The organism is Caulobacter sp. ALps2 (assembly GCF_058681635.1).
In genome coordinates, this window is the sequence record NZ_CM178743.1 from 560,112 (window position 1) to 580,570 (window position 20,459).

Consider the following 20,459-nt stretch of genomic DNA (forward strand, 5'->3'; position numbering starts at 1 on the left):
TTGGGGACCGGGGTTGGGGCGAGCCCTTTAACATATGCGCCCAGCGTGCGCCGCGCACGCCCAAACCGAGCCGATCCACAAGCGCTGCACTAGGAACACCGACTCCCGCCATCCGTTTCGAGAACCGGGGCGCCTCGACGCGCCCGCAGCTTTCAAGAACGCCACGGAGAAGACCATGCCCCAGAGATGGAATGACCGCGAAGGCCGCTTCGATGTCGAGGCGGACGGCGATTTCGACCGCAATCGGACCTATGGCGGCGATGCGCCGCCCCGCCGTGATCCGGAGAGATCCAGCTACGCCAATTCCGGCTATGATGCGTCCTATGGCGGGCGCGAAGGCTATCGCGGCGACCGCGGCCGTCGCCACGGCGGCGAGTTCCTGCGCGCGGCCCAGCAAGGCGGCGACATCGGTTATGGCCGCTCGCGCTCAGGCGCCGACTACGGAGCCGGCGCCAGCGGCTACCGCTCGCCGGGCGACTACGGCCGCGTCGGCGGCCACGACTTCGGCGGCGCGACCGGCGACTACGGCTCCAGCGGCTATTCCAGCCGCACGGCCGACTATGGCGACGAGCGCTATTTCGAACACCGAGACCGGGATCGCGAGGCCCGGGATCGCGGGCGCCAAGGCGCCTACGGCCGTCACGAGCCTTACCGGTCGTTCGGTCCCGGCCAACGCCACGAGGAAGAGCGCACCTGGTTCGACCGGGCCCGCGACGAGGTCTCCTCGTGGATGGGCGATCAGGACGCTCTGCACCGCCGCGAGGCCGACGGCGCCCATCGCGGTCGCGGCCCCAAAGGCTATCGCCGTTCGGACGAACGGATCCGCGAGGACGTCAGCGACCGATTGACCGACGACAGCTGGCTGAACGCCAGCGATGTCGAGGTGTCGGTCTCGGACGGCGACGTCACCCTGACCGGCTCGGTCCGCTCGCGCGAGGACAAGAAGCGCGCCGAGGCCCTGGCCGAAAGCGTCACGGGCGTCGACAACGTCCAGAACAACCTGCGCGTTGATCGCGGAACCGGAACGACGGCGACCACCGTGCCGCTGTCGGACCCCCTTTAAATAGGTCCTCGAGCCGGAACCTCCCCTTTTCAGGGGAGGTTCCGTTTGCCGCCCGGTCACTTTGTTACCGGCCGGAAATGAAACACACTCCACGTACCCACGTTCTGCGCTTGGCGGCCAACTTGGCCTCGACAAGCCGGGATTAACGCCACAAAAATCCCGCCTTCCGCTGCGGGACGCATACCCGCGCGTCGCATTGGGGTGTTTCGTGAAAGCGCTGTTCTTCTCCGTGTCCGTCCTGTCGCTGGCTGCCACGGCCGCCTTTGCGCAGACCCAGCCTCTGCCGGAGTCGGCGCCCGCCACGCCGCCAATCGAAGCCCCGCGCGATACACCGTACGCCGGCACGCTGAAGCTGGTGGTCGACGCAACGGACCTGGACCGCAAGATCTGGAATGTCACCACGACCATGCCGGTCAGCAAGGCCGGCGACTTCGTGTTCCTGTATCCGCAGTGGGTCCCGGGCGGCCACTCGCCGCGCAACGACCTGGACAAACTGGCGGGCCTGGTCGTCACGGCCAATGGCAAGCGCATCCCCTGGACGCGTGACGTCGTCAGCGTGAACGCCTTCCACGTCGACGTCCCGGCCGGTGTGAGCGAGCTTTCGATCAGCTACCAGTTCCTGACCGCCGTCGAAGCCAAGGTCGGCCGCACCGAGGTCACGCCCGAGATGCTGAACCTGCAATGGCTGCAGGTGACGATGTACCCGGCCGGGTACTACACCCGCCAGATCCCGATCGACGCCAGCGTCAAGCTGCCCGACGGCTGGAAGCTGGCCACGGCGCTGGAAGCCGCCAAGACCGACGGCGCGACCACCACCTTCAAGACCACCACTGTCGAGACCCTGGTCGACTCGCCGATCTTCGCTGGCAAGTACTTCAAGTCGATCGACCTGGATCCGAACGGCCCCGTGCCTGTGCGCCTGAACCTGGTCGCCGACAGCCCCGAGCTGCTGGACGCCAAGGCCGAGCACATCCAGATCCACAAGGATCTCGTGCAGCAGGCCTATAAGCTGTATGGCTCGCACCACTACGACCACTACGACTTCCTGGTCGCCCTGTCGGACAAGATCGGCGGTATCGGACTGGAGCACCATCGCTCGTCCGAGAACCGCGTGGTCCCGAAGTACTTCACGGAATGGGACAAGAGCTTCGTCGGCCGCGACCTGCTCAGCCACGAGTACACCCACTCGTGGAACGGCAAGTTCCGCCGCGCCGCCGACCTGTGGACCCCCAACCTGAACGTGCCGATGCGCGACAGCATGATGTGGGTCTATGAGGGTCAAACCCAGTACTGGGGCAACGTCCTGGCGGCCCGCTCGGGCCTGCTGACCAAACAACAGGCGCTGGACAGCCTGGCCGCCACGGCCGCCGCCTACGACAACCGTCGCGGCCGCGACTGGCGTCCGGTGCAGGACACCACCAACGACCCGATCATCGCCAACCGCAAGCCGCTGTCGTGGCTCAGCTGGCAGCGCAGCGAAGACTATTACTCGGAAGGCCTGCTGGTCTGGCTCGACGCCGACACCCTGATCCGCGAGAAGACCGGCGGTAAGAAGTCGCTGGACGATTTCGCCAAGGCCTTCTTCGGCGTCGACAACGGCTCGTACGTGCCGCGCACCTATACGTTCGACGACGTGGTCAGCACGCTGAATGGCGTCTACGCCTATGACTGGGCGACTTTCCTGAAGACCCGCATCCAGGACGTCCAGGAAAAGGCCCCGCTGGATGGCTACGCCCGCGGCGGCTACAAGCTCGTCTATACCGACACCCCGACCGAGTTCATGAAGGCGGCCGAGACCAAGGCCAAGAGCACCGGCCTCAGCTATTCGCTGGGCCTGTCGGTCGGTTCGGACGGCGTGATCAGCGACGTGCAGTGGGGCGGCCCGGCGTTCAAGGCCGGCCTGACCCAGGGCCTTACGATCGTCGCGGTCAATGGCGACGCCTTCGACGGCGACAAGCTGAAGGCCGCCGTCACCGCCGCCATGAAGCCCGAAAACCCGCTGGTCGAACTGCTGATCAAGAACGGCGGCCGCTACAAGATGGTCAAGATCGACTATCGCGGCGGCCTGCGCTACCCGCGCCTGGAGAAGATCCCCGGCGTCCCGTCGCGCCTGGACGACATCCTGACGCCGCGCAAGTAAAGCGCGAAACACTCGTCGCCAGGTTGCGATCCACTCGCAGCCTGCGACGATTTGGGGAAGGGCGGGAAGCCGACACATCTGTCATCTTCCTGACTGTTCAATCCCTCTGAACGCGTACCGAAAAGGGCCCGCTCCCTCTCCCAAGGCGGGCCCTTTTTTGCGCCTGGAGTTCAGCCTCAGTCCGCCACGGGTGGCGGCGTCAGCGGGGACGGCAGCTTCACGTCCTGATCGACATAGGCCGTCATGACCGTGCCCTTCTTCATGCCGACATCCTTGCCCTTGATGAAGGGCGCGGCGGGCCAGAACAGTAGCGTCGTCACGACAGTGGCGCCCACGCGGGTCTCGCCCTTGGCGCCCCGGTTGGCGCGCAGTCGGACGCGGTCGTCGCCCACCTTCATGTACAGCAGGCGGACGTTCAGCTTGCCGTTCTTGCCTAGCATGCCGTTGTCGCGGGCCTCGACGACCTCTCCCACGCCACGATAGCCGGCGCGCAGGATCGTTCCGTCCGGCAGCTTGACGTCGTCGTCCAGGCTGATCGTGAAGCGGTCTCCTTCCTTGGCGACCGAGCTGGAGAGCGCATCCTCCAGGCGCATCGCCAGTTCTGTGCCCTCCGGAATGACGATCTCGGCGAAGACCGGCGTAGATGCGAGCAGCATCAGGCCGCCCAGCGCGGCGGCGAGTTTGAGTTTCATGGTTTCCCCCCAAGGAATTGTACTCAAAGGCTTAAGGCCAAGCTTTCGTCGCGTCTAGAGCGCGCAACCGGGAGCGGGTTCGCGGAGGTTGCGGCCCGCGAACCGTGGCATTTAGTCGGCAAGGCCGGTATCTGTCGGCTATGCAGGATCAGCCTGAACTCCAGCGCATCACCACCGAGTACGTGGCCACCGAGGACCGCCTCCGGCTGTCGGGCGAGACGGCGGACGGAACGACCGTGGTGCTGTGGCTGACCCAGCGGCTGATGAACCTCTTGGCGCCGCAGCTGACCGGCTGGCTGGAACGGCAGGACGCGGCCGGCGGCGAGGCCTTGCAGGAGTTCGCCCAGCAGGCCGCCGAGGCGTCGTTGGCGCCGCAGCCGCCGGTGCAGGCGAGCTCGCCGGAGACCGAGTGGTGCGTTATCACGGTCGACATCGGCCAAGGTCCGGACGGTGTCACCCTGATCCTGAAGTCCGACGGCGACGCCCGGCAGGTCAGCCTGCCGATGCCGACCCACGCCTTGCGCCAATGGCTGGCCATCGTCCGCAACCAGTACGTCCTGGGCGCCTGGCCGACGACGGCTTGGCCCGCCTGGATGGACGAGACGCACGCCCTCTCGACCGTCCAGACCTCGGCGGCCCTGCACTAAAGGCGGCCGCTCGAAATGAGACCGGTACCATTTCTGTCTTGAGTGGTCTGACAACTGCCCCCATAGTGCCTTGACGAAGGCGGCCTCAGAGCCGCCGGCCATTGCGCAGCCTCGGGGAAACGCCAGGATGACCACCACCCTCACCCGCCGCCTGTTCGGCGCGAGCCTCGCGGCGCTGTCCGCCGCCGCCATGCCCGGCCTGGTTCAGGCCGCTGAAAAAGCCGCGAAGAAGGGCGACAAGCCGCTCTACAAGGACGCCAGCCAGCCGATCGACGCCCGGGTCCAGGACCTGCTGGGCCGCATGACGCTGGAAGAGAAGGCCGCGCAGCTGATCGGCATCTGGCTGACCAAGGCCAAGATCCAGACCCCGGAAGGCGAGTTCTCACCGGAAGAGGCGTCCAAGAACTTCCCCAACGGCCTGGGCCAGATCTCGCGCCCGTCGGACCGCAAGGGCCTGAAGCCCGCCACCGTGGTCGACGCGGCCGCCGGCGCCGACGACGGCGCGACCAACCGCAACGCCAAGGAAACCGCCCGCTACACCAACGCCGCCCAGAAGTGGGCCGTCGAGAAGACCCGCCTGGGTATTCCGCTGCTGATGCACGACGAAGCCCTGCACGGTTATGTCGCCCGTGACGCGACCAGCTTCCCGCAGGCCATCGCCCTGGCCTCGACCTTCGACACCGAGCTGACCGAGAAGATCTTCAGCGTCGCGGCCCGCGAGATGCGCGCCCGGGGCTCGAACCTGGCCCTGGCCCCCGTGGTCGACGTGGCCCGCGACCCGCGCTGGGGCCGCATCGAGGAGACCTATGGCGAGGACCCGCACGTCTGCGCCGAGATCGGCCTGGCCGCCATCCGCGGCTTCCAGGGCGCGACCCTGCCGCTGGCCAAGGACAAGGTCTTCGTCACCCTCAAGCACATGACCGGCCACGGCCAGCCCGAGAACGGCACCAATGTCGGCCCGGCCCAGATCGCCGAGCGCACCCTGCGCGAGAACTTCTTCCCGCCGTTCGAGCGCGCGGTCACCGAGCTGCCGGTGCGCGCGGTCATGCCGTCGTACAACGAAATCGACGGCGTCCCGTCGCATGCCAACCGCTGGCTGCTGACCAAGGTGCTGCGCGAGGAGTGGGGCTACAAGGGCTCGATCCAGAGCGACTATTTCGCGATCAAGGAGCTGATCGCCCGCCACAAGCTGACCAGCGACCTGGGCGACACGGCGGTGATGGCCATGCATGCGGGCGTCGATGTCGAACTGCCCGACGGCGAGGCCTACGCCCTGATCCCGCAGTTGGTGAAGGACGGTCGCATCCCGCAGTTCGAGGTCGACGCCGCCGTCTCGCGCGTGCTGACCATGAAGTTCGAGGGCGGACTGTTCGAGAACCCCTACTGCGACGAGAAGACGGCCGACGCCAAGACGGCCACGCCGGACGCCGTCGCCCTGGCCCGCGAAGCCGCCCGCAAGGCCGTGGTCCTGCTGAAGAATGACAGCAAGAACGGTGGGGGCCTGCTGCCGCTGGACGGCAAGAAGATCAAGCGCCTGGCCCTGCTCGGGACCCACGCCAAGGACACGCCGATCGGCGGCTATTCCGACGTTCCGCGCCACGTGGTCTCGATCCACGAGGGCCTGACCGCTGAAGCGAAGGCGCAAGGCTTCACGCTCGACTACGCCGAGGCCGTGCGGATCACGGAGTCGCGGATCTGGGCGCAGGACGAGGTCAAACTGGTCGACCCGGCCGTCAACGCCAAGCTGATCGCCGAGGCCGTCGAGGTCGCCAAGAACGCCGACGTGGTGGTCATGGTGCTGGGCGACAACGAGCAGACCAGCCGCGAGGCCTGGGCCGACGCCCACCTGGGCGACCGCGACAGCCTGGACCTGATCGGCCAGCAGAATGACCTGGCCAAGGCGATCTTCGATCTGGGCAAGCCGACGGTGGTGTTCCTGCTGAACGGCCGTCCCCTGTCGATCAACCTGCTGGCCCAGCGCGCCGACGCCATCATCGAGGGCTGGTACCTGGGCGAGCAGACCGGCTTCGCCGCCGCCGACGTGCTGTTTGGCCGCGCCAATCCGGGCGGCAAGCTGCCGGTCAGCATCGCTCGCGACGTCGGCCAGCTGCCGATCTATTACAACCGCAAGCCCACGGCCCGCCGCGGCTATCTGCTGGGCGACACCAGCCCGCTGTATCCGTTCGGCTTCGGCCTGTCGTACACCAGCTTCGACATCTCGGCCCCGCGCCTGGCCAAGGCCAAGATCGGCCAGGGCGAGACCGTCAAGGTCGAGGTCGACGTGACCAACACCGGCAAGGTCGCCGGCGACGAGGTGGTGCAGCTCTATATCCACGACGAAGAGGCCTCGGTCACCCGTCCGGTGCTGGAGCTGAAGCACTTCAAGCGCGTGACCCTGGCGGCGGGCGCCAAGACGACGGTGACCTTCGAGATCAAGCCGTCAGACCTGTGGTTCTGGAACCTGGACATGAAGCGGGTCGTCGAGCCGGGGGACTTCAAGATCCTGGTGGGTCCGAACTCGGTGGACCTGAAGACGGCGACGCTGACGGTGGCATAGTAACTCTGCTCCCCCTCTGGGGGAGCTGTCGCGGAGCGACTGAGGGGGCAGCTCGGCTTAGGCGGAGCTAGCCCCCTCCGGTCCTCCGGACCACCTCCTCCAAGAGGGGAGGAGATATAAAAGACGGAGGAGAACACCATGCGCCGTTTCGCGCCGATCCTGCTGGCCGCGCTGGCCGTCACCCCAGCCTCCGCCCAGTCTTCAGGAAATTTGGCCCTCCTCAACGGCCTGTTCTCCGACCACGCCGTCGTCCAGCGCGACCGGCCCCTGCCCGTGTTTGGCACGGCCAAGCCCGGCGAGACCGTCACCGCCGCCTTCGCTGGCCAGACGCTGACCGCCAAGGCCGGTCCCGATGGCGCCTGGCGCGTCGACTTCCCGGCCACGCCGGCCGGCGGTCCCTACACCCTCACCGCCGCCACCCCGTCCGCCAGGGCCACCGCTTCCGACATCCTGGTCGGCGACGTCTGGCTGTGTTCGGGCCAGTCGAACATGGAGATGCAGGTCAGCGCCTCGGGCGACGCCTGGAACCAGATCAACAACGGCGCGCCCAACGACACCATCCGCATGGCGACGATCGAGAAGGCCGACGGCCGCGCGCCCGCCGCCGACTACAAGAAGCCGCCGGCCTGGAAGCTGACCGACAAGGACAATGTCGGCGCCTTCTCGGCCGCCTGCTTCTACTTCGCCCGCGAGCTGCAGAAGACACGGAAGGTCCCGCTGGGCCTGGTCCACGCCTCGTGGGGCGGATCCGGTATCGAGGCGTGGATGACGCCGGCCGCGCTGCGCGAGGTCGGCGGCTATGACGAGGCCATCGCGACGCTGAACCTCTCGATCAAGGACCCGGTAGCCGCCAACCGCCGCTGGGGCGAGACGATCAAGGCCTGGTGGACCGCCAAGCATCCTGCCGCGACGGCTTCCGCGCCATGGACCGGCGCGGGTTCGTGGACGCGAGCGCCGGACGGCCAGGGCGTCTGGGAGCGCTGGGGCGTCGCGGCGCTGGCCAACTTCAACGGCGTGGTCTGGTTCAAGGCCGAGGTCGAGCTGACCGCCGCCCAGGCCCAGCAGGCCTCAACCCTGACCGTCGGCCAGGTCGACGAGATGGACACGACCTATGTCAACGGCGCTGGTGTCGGGGCGACCTCGGGCTCGTGGCTGGACCGGACTTATCCGCTGGCGACCGGGTCGCTGAGGGCTGGCAAGAACGTCATCGTGGTCTCGGCCTACGACACCTACGCCAATGGCGGCATGTACGGCGATCCGGCCAAACGCGCCCTGACCCTGGCCGACGGGACGCGCCTGCCGCTGACCGCCTGGACCTACCAGATAGAGCCCAAGGCGGGCGGCGATCCGCCCCGCGCGCCGTGGGACACCCTGGCCGGCGTCTCGACGCTCTATAACGGCATGCTCGCGCCCATGGGTCCCTACGCCTATGCCGGCGTGGCCTGGTACCAAGGCGAGACCAATGTCGGCCGCGACCAGACCTACGCTCCTCTGCTGACCGCCTTCATGGCCGAGCGCCGCCAGGGCCAGACCGCCGACATTCCGTTCCTGGTGGTGCAACTGGCCAACTATGGCGCCTTCGCCGAACAGCCGGGCGCCTTCGCCACCGCCGCCCTGCGGGACGCCCAGCGCCGCGCGGTGCTCGCCGACAGCCGCGCGGGCCTGGCGGTGACCCACGACATCGGCGATCCCTACGACATCCATCCCGGCAACAAGCAAGAGGCTGGCCGCCGTCTCGCCCTGGCCGCCCGCCGCGTCTATGGCGAGGCCGTGACCACGGGTCCGGAGGTCGTCTCGGCCAAGCGGGCCGGTGACAGCGTGGTCGTGACCTTCGCCCAGGTCGGCGGACGTCTCGTGGCGCGCGGTTCTGACCGGGTCATCGGCTTCGAGCTGTGCGATACGATCTGCCGCTGGGCCGACGGGAAGATCGTCGGGAACACCGTGGTGTTGACCGGCGCCGGGGCCAAGGTCCGCTTCGCCTGGGCCGACAGCCCGACCTTCAACCTGTTCGACGCGGCTGGGCTTCCGGCGGGGCCGTTCGAGATCGCGGTTCAGTAGTGCGTAGCGCCGTCTCCGCCCTGACCCTGGCGTGCATGCTGGCCCTGGCGAGCCCTGCCCACGCCGCCGAACCCGCCGCCATCTCGCTGAGCGCGTCCGCCGAGGCCTTCCCCCTGATCGCGGCCGGCAAGACCGCGCGGATCGAGTACGACCAGACCGACTTCCCCGGCGCGATCCGCGCTATCCAGGGCCTGCGCGACGACCTGGTCGCCCTGTCGGGTACGCCAGCCCCGGCCAAGGACGCCCCCGTCGTGATCGTGGGCACGATCGGTCAAAGCGCCGCCATCGACGCCCTGGTCGCCTCGGGCAAGCTCGACGTGTCGAGGGTCGCTGGCCAGTGGGAAGCCTTCGTCCAGCAGGTGGTCGAGAACCCACGTCCCGGCGTCGCCCGCGCCCTGGTCATCGCCGGGTCCGACAAACGCGGCACGATCTTCGGGGCCTATGACCTGTCTGAACGGGCCGGCGTCTCGCCCTGGACCTGGTGGGCCGACGTGCCCGTGCCGAAGCGCACCGACGTCTTCATCGCCCCCGGCGCCAACGTCCAGAAGCCGGCCGTGAAATATCGCGGCATCTTCCTGAACGACGAGAACCCGGCCCTGTATGGCTGGGCCAACAAGACCTTCGGCGGCTTCAACCACGCCTTTTACGAGCGAGTGTTCGAGCTGATCCTACGGCTGAAGGGCGACTATCTGTGGCCGGCCATGTGGGGCAAGTCGATCTATGACGACGACCCGCTGAGCGCGCCCCTGGCCGACCAGATGGGCGTCGTGCTGGGAACCTCGCACCATGAGCCGATGAGCCGCGCCCACGTCGAGTGGGAGCGCTACGGCCAAGGCCGCTGGGACTACGCCAAGAACCCCGAGAAGCTCCGCCAGTTCTGGCGCGAGGGCGTCACGCGGATGGGGTCGAACGAGAGCCTCGTCACGGTCGGCATGCGCGGCGACGGCGACGAGCCGATGAGCGAGGGCACCGCCACCCAGCTCTTGGAGACCATCGTCGCCGACCAACGCAAGATCATCGGCGAGGTGACCGGCCAGGACCCGGCCAAGACCCCTCAGGTCTGGGCGCTCTACAAGGAGGTCCAGGATTATTACGACGCCGGCATGCGCGCGCCAGACGACGTCACATTACTTTTCGCCGACGACAACTGGGGCAACATCCGCCGGCTGCCGGAACCGGGAAAGAAGCGCCCCGGCGGCTATGGGGTCTACTACCACTTCGACTATGTGGGCGGCCCCCGGAACTACAAGTGGCTAAACACCAACCAGATCGAGCGCGTCTGGGAGCAGATGAAGCTGGCCGCCGAGTACGGCGCCGACCAGCTGTGGATCGTCAATGTCGGCGACCTGAAACCCATGGAGCTGCCGACCGAGTTCTTCCTGGACTACGCCTGGAACCCGGCCGCCATGCCGGTCGAAGCGCTGCCGGCCTACACCAAGGGCTGGGCGGCCCAGCAGTTCGGGCCCGAGCGCGCGGGCGAGATCGCGGCGCTGCTGGACGGCTACACCAGGCTCAACGCCCGCCGCAAGCCCGAGCTGATCGACGACAAGACCTTCAGCCTGGTCAATTTCCGCGAGGCCGAGCGGGTCGAGGCCGAGTGGGCCGACCTCGAGAAACGCGCCGACGCCGTCCGCGCGGCCATCTCCAAGGACCAGGACAGCGCCTTCTTCCAGCTGGCCTGGTTCCCGATCAAGGCCAGCGCCAACTTCAACCGGCTGTACATCGCCACGGGTCGCAACCGGCTGTATGCCAGCCAGGGCCGGATCGCCGCCAACGCCCAGGCGACGCTGGTGCAGAACCTGTTCGACCGCGACGCCGAGCTGACCCGCCAGCACGATGCGATCAACGGCGGCAAGTGGGTCCACATGATGGACCAGACCCACATCGGCTACACGACCTGGCAGCAGCCGGACACGAACATGATGCCCAGGACCGAGCGCGCCGACCCGACCGGCGGCTGGGGCGTGGCCCTGGAAGGCGGAGCCGAGACCCTGCCGCCCCTGACCCGCTGGGGACCGCAAAGCCGCTGGATCGACGTCTTCACCAAGTGGGCGCCGATCAATGTCCGGCCCACGGTCGACGTCACCTGGCTGAAGGTGGCCAAGGGGCGGGCCAGCGGCTTCGGCGATGTCCGCCTGGAGGTCTCGGTCGACTGGACCAAGGCCCCGAAGGGGGATCACACAGCGACCGTGACGCTGGTCGACGGCGAGACCAGGACGATCGGCGTCCAGGTCTCCAATCCCGACCGCAAGCCGGCCAAGGGCGCCTTCGTCGAGGCCGGCGGCCTGACGGCGATCGAGGCCGAGCACTACGCGGCCGCGACGGGCGGCGTCTGGAAGGTGATCCCGAACCTGGGCCGCACCCTGTCGGGCGTGACCAGCTATCCCTCGACCGCGCCGGCCAGCACGCCCGGGAAAGGCGCGCCGTCGCTGGACTATCTGGTCGACTTCGAAAAGGCCGGCCCCGTCGACCTGACCGTCCTGGTCTCGCCCACCTTGGACTTCCGGGGCGGCAAGGGCCTGTCCTACGCCGTCTCGATCGACGATGGCGCGCCGGTCGTGGTCAACAGCCAGCCGGACCTGTCGACCCAGGCCTGGGACAAGGCCGTCGCCGACAATATCCGTTCGCGGACCACGACGTTGACCGTCCCCTCGGCCGGCCCGCACACGGTGCGGCTGTGGCGGGTGGATCCGGGCGTGGTGTTCCAGCGCCTGGTGCTGTCGCGCCGTCCCGTCCCGGCCAGCTATCTCGGCCCGCCGGAGAGCGTTCGCGCCGCCCTTAAGTAAGAATCCGAAGTGAAGTTTGATCGCGGCGGGGTTCAGTCACGCGGCCGGAACGCCCATGTTCCGGCCATGGCTGTTCCTCCCGCCCAGTTTACAGACGAAGAGATCGACCGGTTGGTCGAGACGTTCTACGCGCGCATCCGCCGGCATCACCGCCTGGGACCGATCTTCGAGCAAGCGATCGGCGAGGACGGCTGGCCCGCGCACTTGGCGACCTTGAAGGACTTCTGGTCATCGGTGTTGAACACCACCGGCCGCTACAAGGGTCAGCCGATGGTCGTGCACCAGCATGTCGAGGGTCTGAGCGAAGGCCTTTTCATGCCCTGGCTGAACCTGTTCCATCAGACCTGCGTCGAGCTGTTCGACGCCCCGCGCGCCGCCATCGTCGGCCAGAAGGCCGAGCGCATCGCCGCCAGCCTGAAACTGGGTTTGTTCTTCAAGCCGGACGCGGTCGCTTGAGCGGTCTCGCCACGGAAGGCTTCGTCCGCTTCGAGGCCAAGGAGACACAAGCCCTGCTGGGCCCCGAGACGACAGCCGCCTGGACCAGTTTCGCCGACAGCTGGAACGACCTGGGTCTGGACGGATTCATGGCCGACGGCGGCCGGTATCGCCGCCGGCGCTTCGCGGCCTTCTCCGCCCTGCCCGGCTCGGTCGAACGTAAGCCGCACCAACCGCACTGGCAGAGCCGCGACTACAATCCGCTGAATGGCGGCGTGCAGCGCTGGTTCGAGCCGGTCGCCGACACGATCGCCGCGCACCCGGTGACCCAGGGTGTGATCAAGACCGGCCTGGATCTCTTCCATCCGCTGTCGCCCGCCTCGGACGAACCGTGGCACGTCGAGCTGCACCAGTTCCGCATCGAAGCCCTGGCCGGCGAGCAGGGCCTGCCGACGCCCGAGGGCGCGCACCGCGACGGCGTCGACTGGGTGATCGTCATGCTGGTGGACCGCCGGAACGTCGACAGCGGCGTCACCGACATCTTCGCCCCGGACGGGGCCAGCCTTGGCTCGTTCACTCTGGTCGCGCCCGGCGACGCGGTGTTCCTGGACGACCGTCGGGTGCTGCACGGCGTGACCGCGATCCGGCCGCTGGATCCGGCCCTGCCGGCCATCCGCGACGTGCTGGTGGTCACCTATCGCCGTGAGGGCGCCGCCTAATCAACCGCTCGCCATGGTTGCCACTGCGACCGCTTGTCGCATGCGGACTGTGATCACGACGTGCCACGGTGAGGCTCCTCTTCCCGCGGGATTGGCGCCCGTCACGCATGTCTCGAGACGACCAACCCTTGCTCTCGCCCTACCCGCCACTGGCCAATCTGCCTGGGGAGCGCCGCGCCGTATTCTCCAGCGCGATGGCCGACGCGGTGCCCATTCTGATCGGCTATGTCGACCGTGAGGAGCGCTATCGCTTCGTCAACCGCGCCTATGAGCGCTGGTTCGGGGTCGATCGGTCGCGGATTGAAGGGCGAACCCTGAAGGAAGTTCTGGGCGACGAGGCCTATGGTCGGCTGCGCCATCACGTGGCCAGCGCCCTGGGCGGCCAGGCCGTTACCTTCGAGGGCGAGTTCGACTATCAGGGCCAGGGCGCCCGCTACATCGAGGCCCAGTACGTGCCGGACATCGCCCCCGACGGCGAGATCCCCGGCTACTACGTCCTTGTCACCGACATCTCGGACCGCAAACAGACCGCCTTCGAGCTGGAGCGCCTGCTGGTCGGCGAGCGGCGGCGAACAGCCCTGCTGGATCTGGGCCAGAAGCTGCGCGACGAGGCTGACCCGATCTGCATCGCCCAGACGGCCGCGCGCATGCTGGCCGAGCAGCTGGGCGTGGCCCGCGCGGGTTATGCCGAGATGAACCCCGACAGTGACCTGGCCGAGATCGTGGCCGACGATGGCCATGCCGACGGCGGCGTCGCGTCGCTGAAAGGTCGGCATCTGCGCCTAGACGATTTCGGGCCATCGATGAGCGCCGACATGCACGCGGGCCAGACGGTGAGGGTCGGCGACGTCGCCCTGGATCCGCGCACCAACGACCCCGACGCCCTGGAGGCCTATCAGGCCATCGGCGTCCGCGCCTTTCTCACCATCTCGCTGGTCAAGGCCGGCCAGCTGTCGGCCTATCTGTTCCTGGCCCACGATGGGCCGCGCGCCTTCACCGCCGACGAGACCGCCTTCGTGGCCGACGTCGCCGAGCTGATCTGGACGGCCAGCGAGCGGGCCCGCTCGGACCTGGCCCTCAAGCGCGCCCAGGAGACCGAGCGCCTGCTGATCCGCGAGGTCGACCACCGCGCCAAGAACGTGCTGGCCGTCGTCCAGTCTCTGGCCCAGCTGACCCCGTTCGAGGACAAGGCCCAGTACGTCCAGGCGCTGTCGGGCCGCATCGGCTCGCTGGCCCGCGCCCACAGCCTGCTGTCGACCGCCCGCTGGAGCGGCGTCGACCTGCACGATCTCCTGCGGCTGGAACTGGATCCCTATGGCGGAGACGGCGGTAGCCAAGTGGTGATCGAGGGCCCGCCGGCGCTGATCGACGCCCAGGCCGCCCAGTCCCTGGCCCTGGTCATCCACGAGCTGGCCACCAACGCTAGCAAGTATGGCGCCCTCTCGCGACCGCTGGGCCGCTTGAATGTCAGCTGGGTCTGGGGCGCCAACAATGTGCTGCGCCTGACCTGGCGCGAGGACGCCGGCGCGCCCGTCACGCCACCCGCCCGGCGCGGCTTCGGCTCGACCCTGATCGAGAGCGCGGTCAAGCAGGTGGGCGGCCGTGTCGAGCTGACCTGGCGACCGCAAGGCCTGAAGGTTCGCCTCGACATCCTGAAGGGCGCCCAGGCCCGCGCCGCCGAGAGCACGCCCGCCTATCGCCCCGGCCTTACCGTGGACGAGAGCCCCGCCCTGCGCGACCAGCGCGTGCTGGTGGTCGAGGACGAGGCCGTGGTGGCCATGGAGTTGACCCGCGTTCTAACCGCCGCCGGCGCCAAGGTCGTGGGCCCTGTCGGCACGATCGAGGAGGCCCTCGACCTTCTGGACGACCAGCCGATCGATCGCGCCCTGCTGGATGTCAATCTGGGCGGCCGCCTGATCACCCCCGTGGCCAAGGCCCTGATCCGCCGCCGCATCCCGTTCGTCTACCTGACCGGCTACCAAGAGCCCGACGTCGATGATGGCCCGATCCTGCGCAAGCCCGTGGCCGCCAGCGCCCTGCTGGGCGCCCTGGCGCGTGGCGTTCCCGTGGTGGCTTAGTCGTCAGAACCCCTCGTGGACGAGCGAAAAAGCGTCTCCGATCCTCGCGCTCGGTTATGTGGCTTGATATTGCAATTCGTTCTCAAGTAAGGACGAGCCTCCAACGCTAAGGTTTCGTTAGACGCTCGTGAAATCCACCGTCGACCAGCATCGCCGCTCTTTCTGGCTGAAGCAGCTGCATCAGTGGCATTGGATCAGCGCGGCCGTATCCCTGATTGGCATGCTGCTGTTCGCGATCACCGGCATCACCCTGAACCACGCCGGCCAGATCGAGGGCAAACCCGTCGTCGTCTCGCGCAAGGTCACCTTGCCGCCCGACCTGTTGGCCGTGCTGGCCAAGGGTCCGGACGAGGGCAAGCGCCCCCTGCCCGTCCAGCTGGAGCCGTTCCTCGACAAGACCGTCGGCGCCGAGGTCGCGGGCCGCGAAGGTGAATGGTCGGCCGACGAGGTCTATGTCGCCCTGGCCCGTCCGGGCGGCGACGCCTGGGTCTCGATCGACCGCGAGACCGGCGCCGTCGAGCACGAGAAGACCACGCGCGGCGCGGTGTCCCTACTCAACGACCTGCACAAGGGCCGCAACACCGGCAAGGCCTGGGCCTGGTTCATCGACATCTTCGCCGCCGCCTGCGTGATCTTCACCGTCACCGGCCTGATCCTGCTGCAGTTCCACGCCCGCGCCCGACCGCTGACCTGGCCGCTGGTGGCGCTGGGCCTGGCCGCCCCGCTCATTCTCATCATCCTGTTCGTCCACCTTTAGAGGCAGACCCACGTGAAGCGTTCGATCTCCCTGCTCACCTTCGCCGGCGCCGCGATTGGCGCGGCTCCCGCCATGGCCGCCGACCTGAACGTCACCGTCCAGGTGCCGAAGCTGACGGTGGCCGAGTACCACAAGCCCTATGTCGCCATCTGGATCGAGAACCCGGCCGATAGCACCGCCGCCGGCACCCTGGCCGTCTGGTACGACGCGGACAACCGCGAGGACAATGGCTCCAAGTGGCTGAAGGACATGCGCCAGTGGTGGCGCAAGGCCGGCCGCGAAATGACCTTCCCGGCCGACGGCGTCTCGGGCGCCACCCGCGCGCCAGGTCCGCAGTCCATGGTCTTCGCCGGCTCGAAGGGCGCGCTGAAGACCCTGAAGCCCGGCCAGTACAACCTGGTCGTCGAGGCCGCCCGCGAAGTCGGCGGCCACGAGGCCGTCCGCGTGCCCTTTACCTGGGGCAAGTCCGGCAAGCCCGCCACCGCCAAGGGTTCGACCGAACTCGGCGCCGTCACCGTTTCCGTGAAGTGAGAAAAGCCATGACCTTCAAGAAGCGCCTTCTGGCCGCCGCCCTGGGCGTCGCGGCCCTCGCCCTGCCGATGACCGCCTCCGCCCACCGCGGCTGGATCGTGCCGTCCGCCACCGTGTTGTCGGGCGACGTCTGGGTGACGTTCGACGCGGCCATCTCCAACGAGCTGTTCTATCCCGACCACAACGCCATGCGCCTGGACGGCGTGGTCGCCACCGCGCCGGACGGCTCTGTCGACAAGATCCAGAACGGCGCGACCGGCAAGTACCGCTCGACCTTCGACGTGGCCCTATCCAAGCCGGGCACCTGGAAGATCGGCACGTCCAGCCAAAGCGTGACGGCCAGCTACACCGACGGCGGCGTGGTTAAGCGCTTCCGTGGCGGCTCCGAGGACTTCGCCAAGCAGGTCCCAGCCGGCGCCGCCGACCTGAAAACCATCAAGAGCTTCAGCCGCAACGAGGTCTTCGTCACCCGCGACAAGCCGACGACCGAGGTCTTCAAGCCGACTGGCAAGGGCCTGGAGCTGGTCCCGGTCACCCACCCCAACGACCTGGTCGCCGGCGAGGCCGCCAGCTTCAAGTTCCTGCTCGACGGCAAGCCCGCCGCCGACCTGGAGGTGACCATCGCCGAAGGCGGCTCGCGCTATAGCCCGCGCGCCGACCAGAAGGTGAAGACCGGCGCCGACGGCGTCCTGAAGTTCACCCTGCCGGAAGCCGGCATGTACTGGATCAACGCCTCGGTGCGCTCGGGCGCGACGGCTGGCCGTGGTCCGGGCGGCCCGGGTGGCATGGGTGCTCCAAGTGGCGGCGGTGCGCCGGGCGCGGCTCCCGCCCCGGCCCAGCCCCTGGCCGGCGACGGCTACAGCGCCAGCTACACCGCCGTGATCGAAGCCCAACGTCCGTAATAAGGACTCCCTTCCCCCTTGGATGGGGGAAGGGTCGGGGATGGGGGTGGCGTCGCGTCAGAACCAGCGACGTCGCGTCAGCCTCACCGCCGCATCACCCCCAACCCTGCCCTTCCCCCATCAAGGGGGAAGGGTTCGATTTGAGCGCCATGCCCCGCGTCCTCGTCCCCGCCCTGACCACGCCGCCTGCCCGCCCCGTCGGCGGCAGCGTGCGCGCGTTCGGCGGCGCGACCATGGGCACGACCTGGTCGGTGAAGGCGGTGCTGCCCGCGACCACCAACCTCCCGGCGCTGGAAGCCATGGTCCAGCGCGCCCTCGACGCGGTCGTGCGCGAGATGAGCCCGTGGGAGCCGCTGTCGGACCTCTCGCGCTACAACCGCGCCGCTGCCGGTAGCTGGACCGCCCTGCCCGCGGCGATCACCACGGTCCTGCGCCGCGCGATCGATGTCGCTGACCAGAGCCATGGCGCCTTCGACCCAACCCTCGGCGCGCTCACCGACCTCTGGGGTTTCGGCCCGCGTCCCTTTTCCGGCGGGCCGCCGCTGGCGGCCGACATCGCTCCGTTGCGCGACGCCGGCGGCTGGAAGCGCCTGACGTTGGATGGCGACGCCCTATTCCAGCCGGGCGCGCTGCGCCTGGATCTCAACGGCATCGCCAAGGGTTTCGGCGTCGACCAGGCCGCCGCCGCCCTGAACCGCGCCGGCGTGAAGAGCTACCTCGTCGAGGTTGGCGGCGAACTGCGCGGCACGGGCGCCAAGCCCGACGGCCAACCCTGGTGGGTCGAGCTCGAACGCCCGCCCCCATACGAATTGGCAGCCAACGACACCGAACGCACCATGGTCGCCCTGCATGACCTGGCCGTCGCCACCTCGGGCGACTACCGCCGATTCTTCGAGCATGACGGCCACCGCTACGCCCACACCCTGGACCCGGCCACCGGCGCGCCGACCACCAATCCGACCGTCAGCGTCACCGTGCTGGCCAAGGACTGCATGAGCGCCGACGCCTGGGCCACGGCCCTGACCGTCATGGCCCCTGACGCCGCGCTGGCGTTTGCCGCCGAGCACGACCTGGCCGTGCTGATCGTCAGCCGTAGCGCTAGCGGATTGGAAGAGCGCCTGTCGCCGGCCCTGCGGGCGATGCTGGACTGATGATAGACCTCGAAGCCTTCCCGCCCGAAACCCGCCGCCTGATCGCCGCTGGCGCGGTGGCCGGGGTCTACGCCCTGTTCTGCGGGGCCATCGCCCTGCGCGAAACCCTGCGCGCCGCCGCCGTCCGTCGCGAGGCCAAGGCCCTGTCGCAGGGCGCTGGCGAGCCCGTGCTAGTGGCCTTCGCCAGCCAGACGGGTTTCGCCGAGGAACTCGCCAACGCCACCGCCAAGGCCCTGTCGGAAGCCGGCGCGCCCGTCACCCTGCGCGAGCTCTCCGCCGTCACCGCCGCCGACCTGACCGGCCGCGCCCTGTTCGTGGTCAGCACCACCGGCGAGGGCGACGCGCCCGACCCGGCCCGCGCCTTCATCCGCGACGTGATGAAGGACGGCGCGGACCTCGCAGGCCTGCGCTACGGCGTGCTGGCGCTGGGGGACTCGACCTATGCCGAATATTGCGCCTTCGGCCGGTCGCTGGACACCTGGCTGGCGCGGTCTGGCGCCACGCCGCTGTTCGACCGGGTCGAGGTCGACGACGGCGATCCGGCCGCCCTGCGCCACTGGCAGGGGCAGCTGTCCCTGCTGACCGGCGTCACCGACGCGCCAGATTGGAGCCGGCCCGCCTACGGCCGCTGGACCCTGGCCGAGCGCACCTTGCTCAACCCCGGTAGCCCCGGCGGCGAGGCCTGGCACATCCGCCTGGTACCTCCCTCTGGTGACGCCACGACCTGGCAGGCAGGCGACATCCTGGAAGTCGGCCCGCGGAACGACCCTGAGCTCCCGCATCGCGAATACTCGATCGCCTCGCTGCCGTCCGACGGCGGAGTCGAGCTGATCGTCCGCCTGACGCCCCGCGCCGACGGCGCGCCGGGCCTGGGCTCGGGCTGGCTGTGCCGCTTCGCCGAGGTCGGCGGCGGCATCGACGCCCGCGTGCGCACGAACCGCGGCTTCCACGCGCCGGACAAGACGCGCCCGCTGATCCTGATCGGCTCGGGCACGGGCCTGGCCGGCCTGCGCGCCCATCTGAAGGCCCGCGCGGCGATCGGAGCCAAACGCAACTGGCTGGTGTTCGGCGAGCGCACGGCCGCCCACGACTTCTTCCATCGCGCCGAGATCGAGACCTGGAAGGCCGCCGGCGTACTGGACCGCCTGGACCTGGCCTTCTCCCGCGACCAGGGCGACCGTATCTACGTTCAGCACCGCCTGCGCGCGGCGGCCGACGTGCTCGAGCACTGGGTCGGCGAAGGCGCGGCGATCTATGTCTGCGGGTCGCTGGAAGGCATGTCCCGCGACGTTCATGCGGCGCTGGTCGAGGTGCTGGGCGCCGAGACGCTGGAGCGGCTGACGGACGAAGGGCGCTATCGGCGGGACGTGTACTAGCGCCGCAACGCCTCGCGCTCCTCCGGCGTATTGGCCCCCCGCAACCGCGCCATCGCGCCGTCCGGGACCGGCAGGGCTGTGAGCCCCGCCCGCTCCACGAACCGTCGAAGCGGCCAGCCGGCTTCGGCGTCGGCGGGGATCGCGCTGGCCGTCACCACCATCGGCACGGGCAGGCCCTCGTAGTAGCCACCGCTCGCCAGCAGCGGCGCCAGGTCCTCGACCGTCAGGGTCGGCGCATCCACGGCCAGCACCAGCAATCGCTCGCGGCCCAGCGCCCGCGCACCGGCCAGCACCCCGCCCACCGGCCCGGCCCCCGCCTGGTCATCGGCGATCCACGGCAGGCCCAGATCCGCCCCGGCGGTCACCACCGCCTCCGCCCCGACCGCCTTGGCCAAGGCCGCCACCCGGTCCACGGCCCGCGAACCGTCCCAATCGAGCAAGGCCTTGTCGCGCCCCATTCGCCGGGAGCCGCCGCCGCACAGAATGATCGCGCCGAGCATGGTCATGCCCGCGTCTTAGCAGGATTTCTCCGTGGTCTTCCAAGCCGAGCCCGAAGCGGTCTAGTGT

The 20,459-nt window shown here is 68.8% G+C and carries 15 protein-coding genes and 2 pseudogenes; 15 read left to right on the forward strand and 2 right to left on the reverse strand.

Annotated features, from left to right (window positions below; translation table 11 throughout):
• The first annotated feature begins 175 nt into the window (after positions 1-175).
• Together ACW173_RS02525 and ACW173_RS02530 are read left to right on the forward strand one after the other, a co-directional pair.
• Positions 176-1,063 (forward strand): BON domain-containing protein, encoded by an 888-nt coding sequence (locus ACW173_RS02525; protein WP_492083325.1) that lies wholly within the window; start codon positions 176-178, stop codon positions 1,061-1,063.
• Between the two features lie 196 nt (positions 1,064-1,259).
• Entirely contained in the window at positions 1,260-3,203 is a 1,944-nt protein-coding gene (locus ACW173_RS02530) for a M61 family metallopeptidase (protein WP_492083326.1), read from the forward strand.
• Positions 3,204-3,379: 176 nt separating this feature from the next.
• Here the strand turns inward: ACW173_RS02530 and ACW173_RS02535 are convergent, their stop codons facing one another.
• Complete coding sequence (locus ACW173_RS02535; protein ID WP_492083327.1) at positions 3,380-3,895, reverse strand: hypothetical protein; 516 nt, start codon at positions 3,893-3,895, stop codon at positions 3,380-3,382.
• A gap of 140 nt (positions 3,896-4,035) precedes the next feature.
• Here ACW173_RS02535 and ACW173_RS02540 point away from each other — a divergent pair, with 140 nt between their 5' ends.
• From ACW173_RS02540 to ACW173_RS02600, 13 genes and pseudogenes are all read left to right on the forward strand, one after another.
• Positions 4,036-4,542, forward strand: coding sequence for a hypothetical protein (locus tag ACW173_RS02540; RefSeq protein WP_492083328.1), 507 nt, complete (start codon positions 4,036-4,038; stop codon positions 4,540-4,542).
• A 127-nt stretch (positions 4,543-4,669) separates the two neighbouring features.
• A complete protein-coding gene (locus tag ACW173_RS02545) occupies positions 4,670-7,099 on the forward strand; it encodes a glycoside hydrolase family 3 N-terminal domain-containing protein (protein ID WP_492083329.1) in 2,430 nt (809 codons plus the stop codon).
• 138 nt (positions 7,100-7,237) lie between these two features.
• Positions 7,238-9,157: a sialate O-acetylesterase gene (locus ACW173_RS02550; protein ID WP_492083330.1), complete on the forward strand. Its 1,920-nt coding sequence runs from the start codon at positions 7,238-7,240 to the stop codon at positions 9,155-9,157.
• Positions 9,157-11,943 (forward strand): glycosyl hydrolase 115 family protein, encoded by a 2,787-nt coding sequence (locus ACW173_RS02555; RefSeq protein WP_492083331.1) that lies wholly within the window; start codon positions 9,157-9,159, stop codon positions 11,941-11,943. The genes ACW173_RS02550 and ACW173_RS02555 overlap by 1 nt, the downstream gene beginning before the upstream one ends.
• A gap of 66 nt (positions 11,944-12,009) precedes the next feature.
• Complete coding sequence (locus ACW173_RS02560) at positions 12,010-12,399, forward strand: group III truncated hemoglobin (protein ID WP_492083332.1); 390 nt, start codon at positions 12,010-12,012, stop codon at positions 12,397-12,399.
• Complete coding sequence (locus ACW173_RS02565; RefSeq protein ID WP_492083333.1) at positions 12,396-13,097, forward strand: 2OG-Fe dioxygenase family protein; 702 nt, start codon at positions 12,396-12,398, stop codon at positions 13,095-13,097. The genes ACW173_RS02560 and ACW173_RS02565 overlap by 4 nt, the downstream gene beginning before the upstream one ends.
• A gap of 194 nt (positions 13,098-13,291) precedes the next feature.
• Positions 13,292-14,134: pseudogene (locus ACW173_RS02570) on the forward strand (PAS domain-containing protein); the annotation flags it as partial.
• A gap of 42 nt (positions 14,135-14,176) precedes the next feature.
• Positions 14,177-15,175, forward strand: a pseudogene (locus ACW173_RS02575) (HWE histidine kinase domain-containing protein); the annotation flags it as partial.
• A 127-nt stretch (positions 15,176-15,302) separates the two neighbouring features.
• Positions 15,303-15,932: a PepSY-associated TM helix domain-containing protein gene (locus ACW173_RS02580; RefSeq protein ID WP_492083334.1), complete on the forward strand. Its 630-nt coding sequence runs from the start codon at positions 15,303-15,305 to the stop codon at positions 15,930-15,932.
• 12 nt (positions 15,933-15,944) lie between these two features.
• Positions 15,945-16,463: a DUF2271 domain-containing protein gene (locus ACW173_RS02585; RefSeq protein WP_492083335.1), complete on the forward strand. Its 519-nt coding sequence runs from the start codon at positions 15,945-15,947 to the stop codon at positions 16,461-16,463.
• 8 nt (positions 16,464-16,471) lie between these two features.
• The gene (locus tag ACW173_RS02590; protein WP_492083336.1) at positions 16,472-17,365 is read left to right on the forward strand and encodes a DUF4198 domain-containing protein; all 894 of its coding nucleotides are present in this window, start codon (positions 16,472-16,474) and stop codon (positions 17,363-17,365) included.
• Between the two features lie 149 nt (positions 17,366-17,514).
• A complete protein-coding gene (locus ACW173_RS02595; RefSeq protein ID WP_492083337.1) occupies positions 17,515-18,516 on the forward strand; it encodes an FAD:protein FMN transferase in 1,002 nt (333 codons plus the stop codon).
• On the forward strand, positions 18,516-19,892 hold the full coding sequence (locus ACW173_RS02600) for a sulfite reductase subunit alpha (protein WP_492083338.1): 1,377 nt from the start codon (positions 18,516-18,518) through the stop codon (positions 19,890-19,892). Before ACW173_RS02595 ends, ACW173_RS02600 begins: the two co-directional genes overlap by 1 nt.
• On the opposite strand, the gene mobA is transcribed toward ACW173_RS02600, so the two are convergent.
• Entirely contained in the window at positions 19,889-20,398 is a 510-nt protein-coding gene (gene mobA, locus ACW173_RS02605) for a molybdenum cofactor guanylyltransferase (RefSeq protein ID WP_492083339.1), read from the reverse strand. The two genes, ACW173_RS02600 and mobA, sit on opposite strands and share 4 nt — an antisense overlap.
• Between the last annotated feature and the right edge of the window lie 61 nt (positions 20,399-20,459).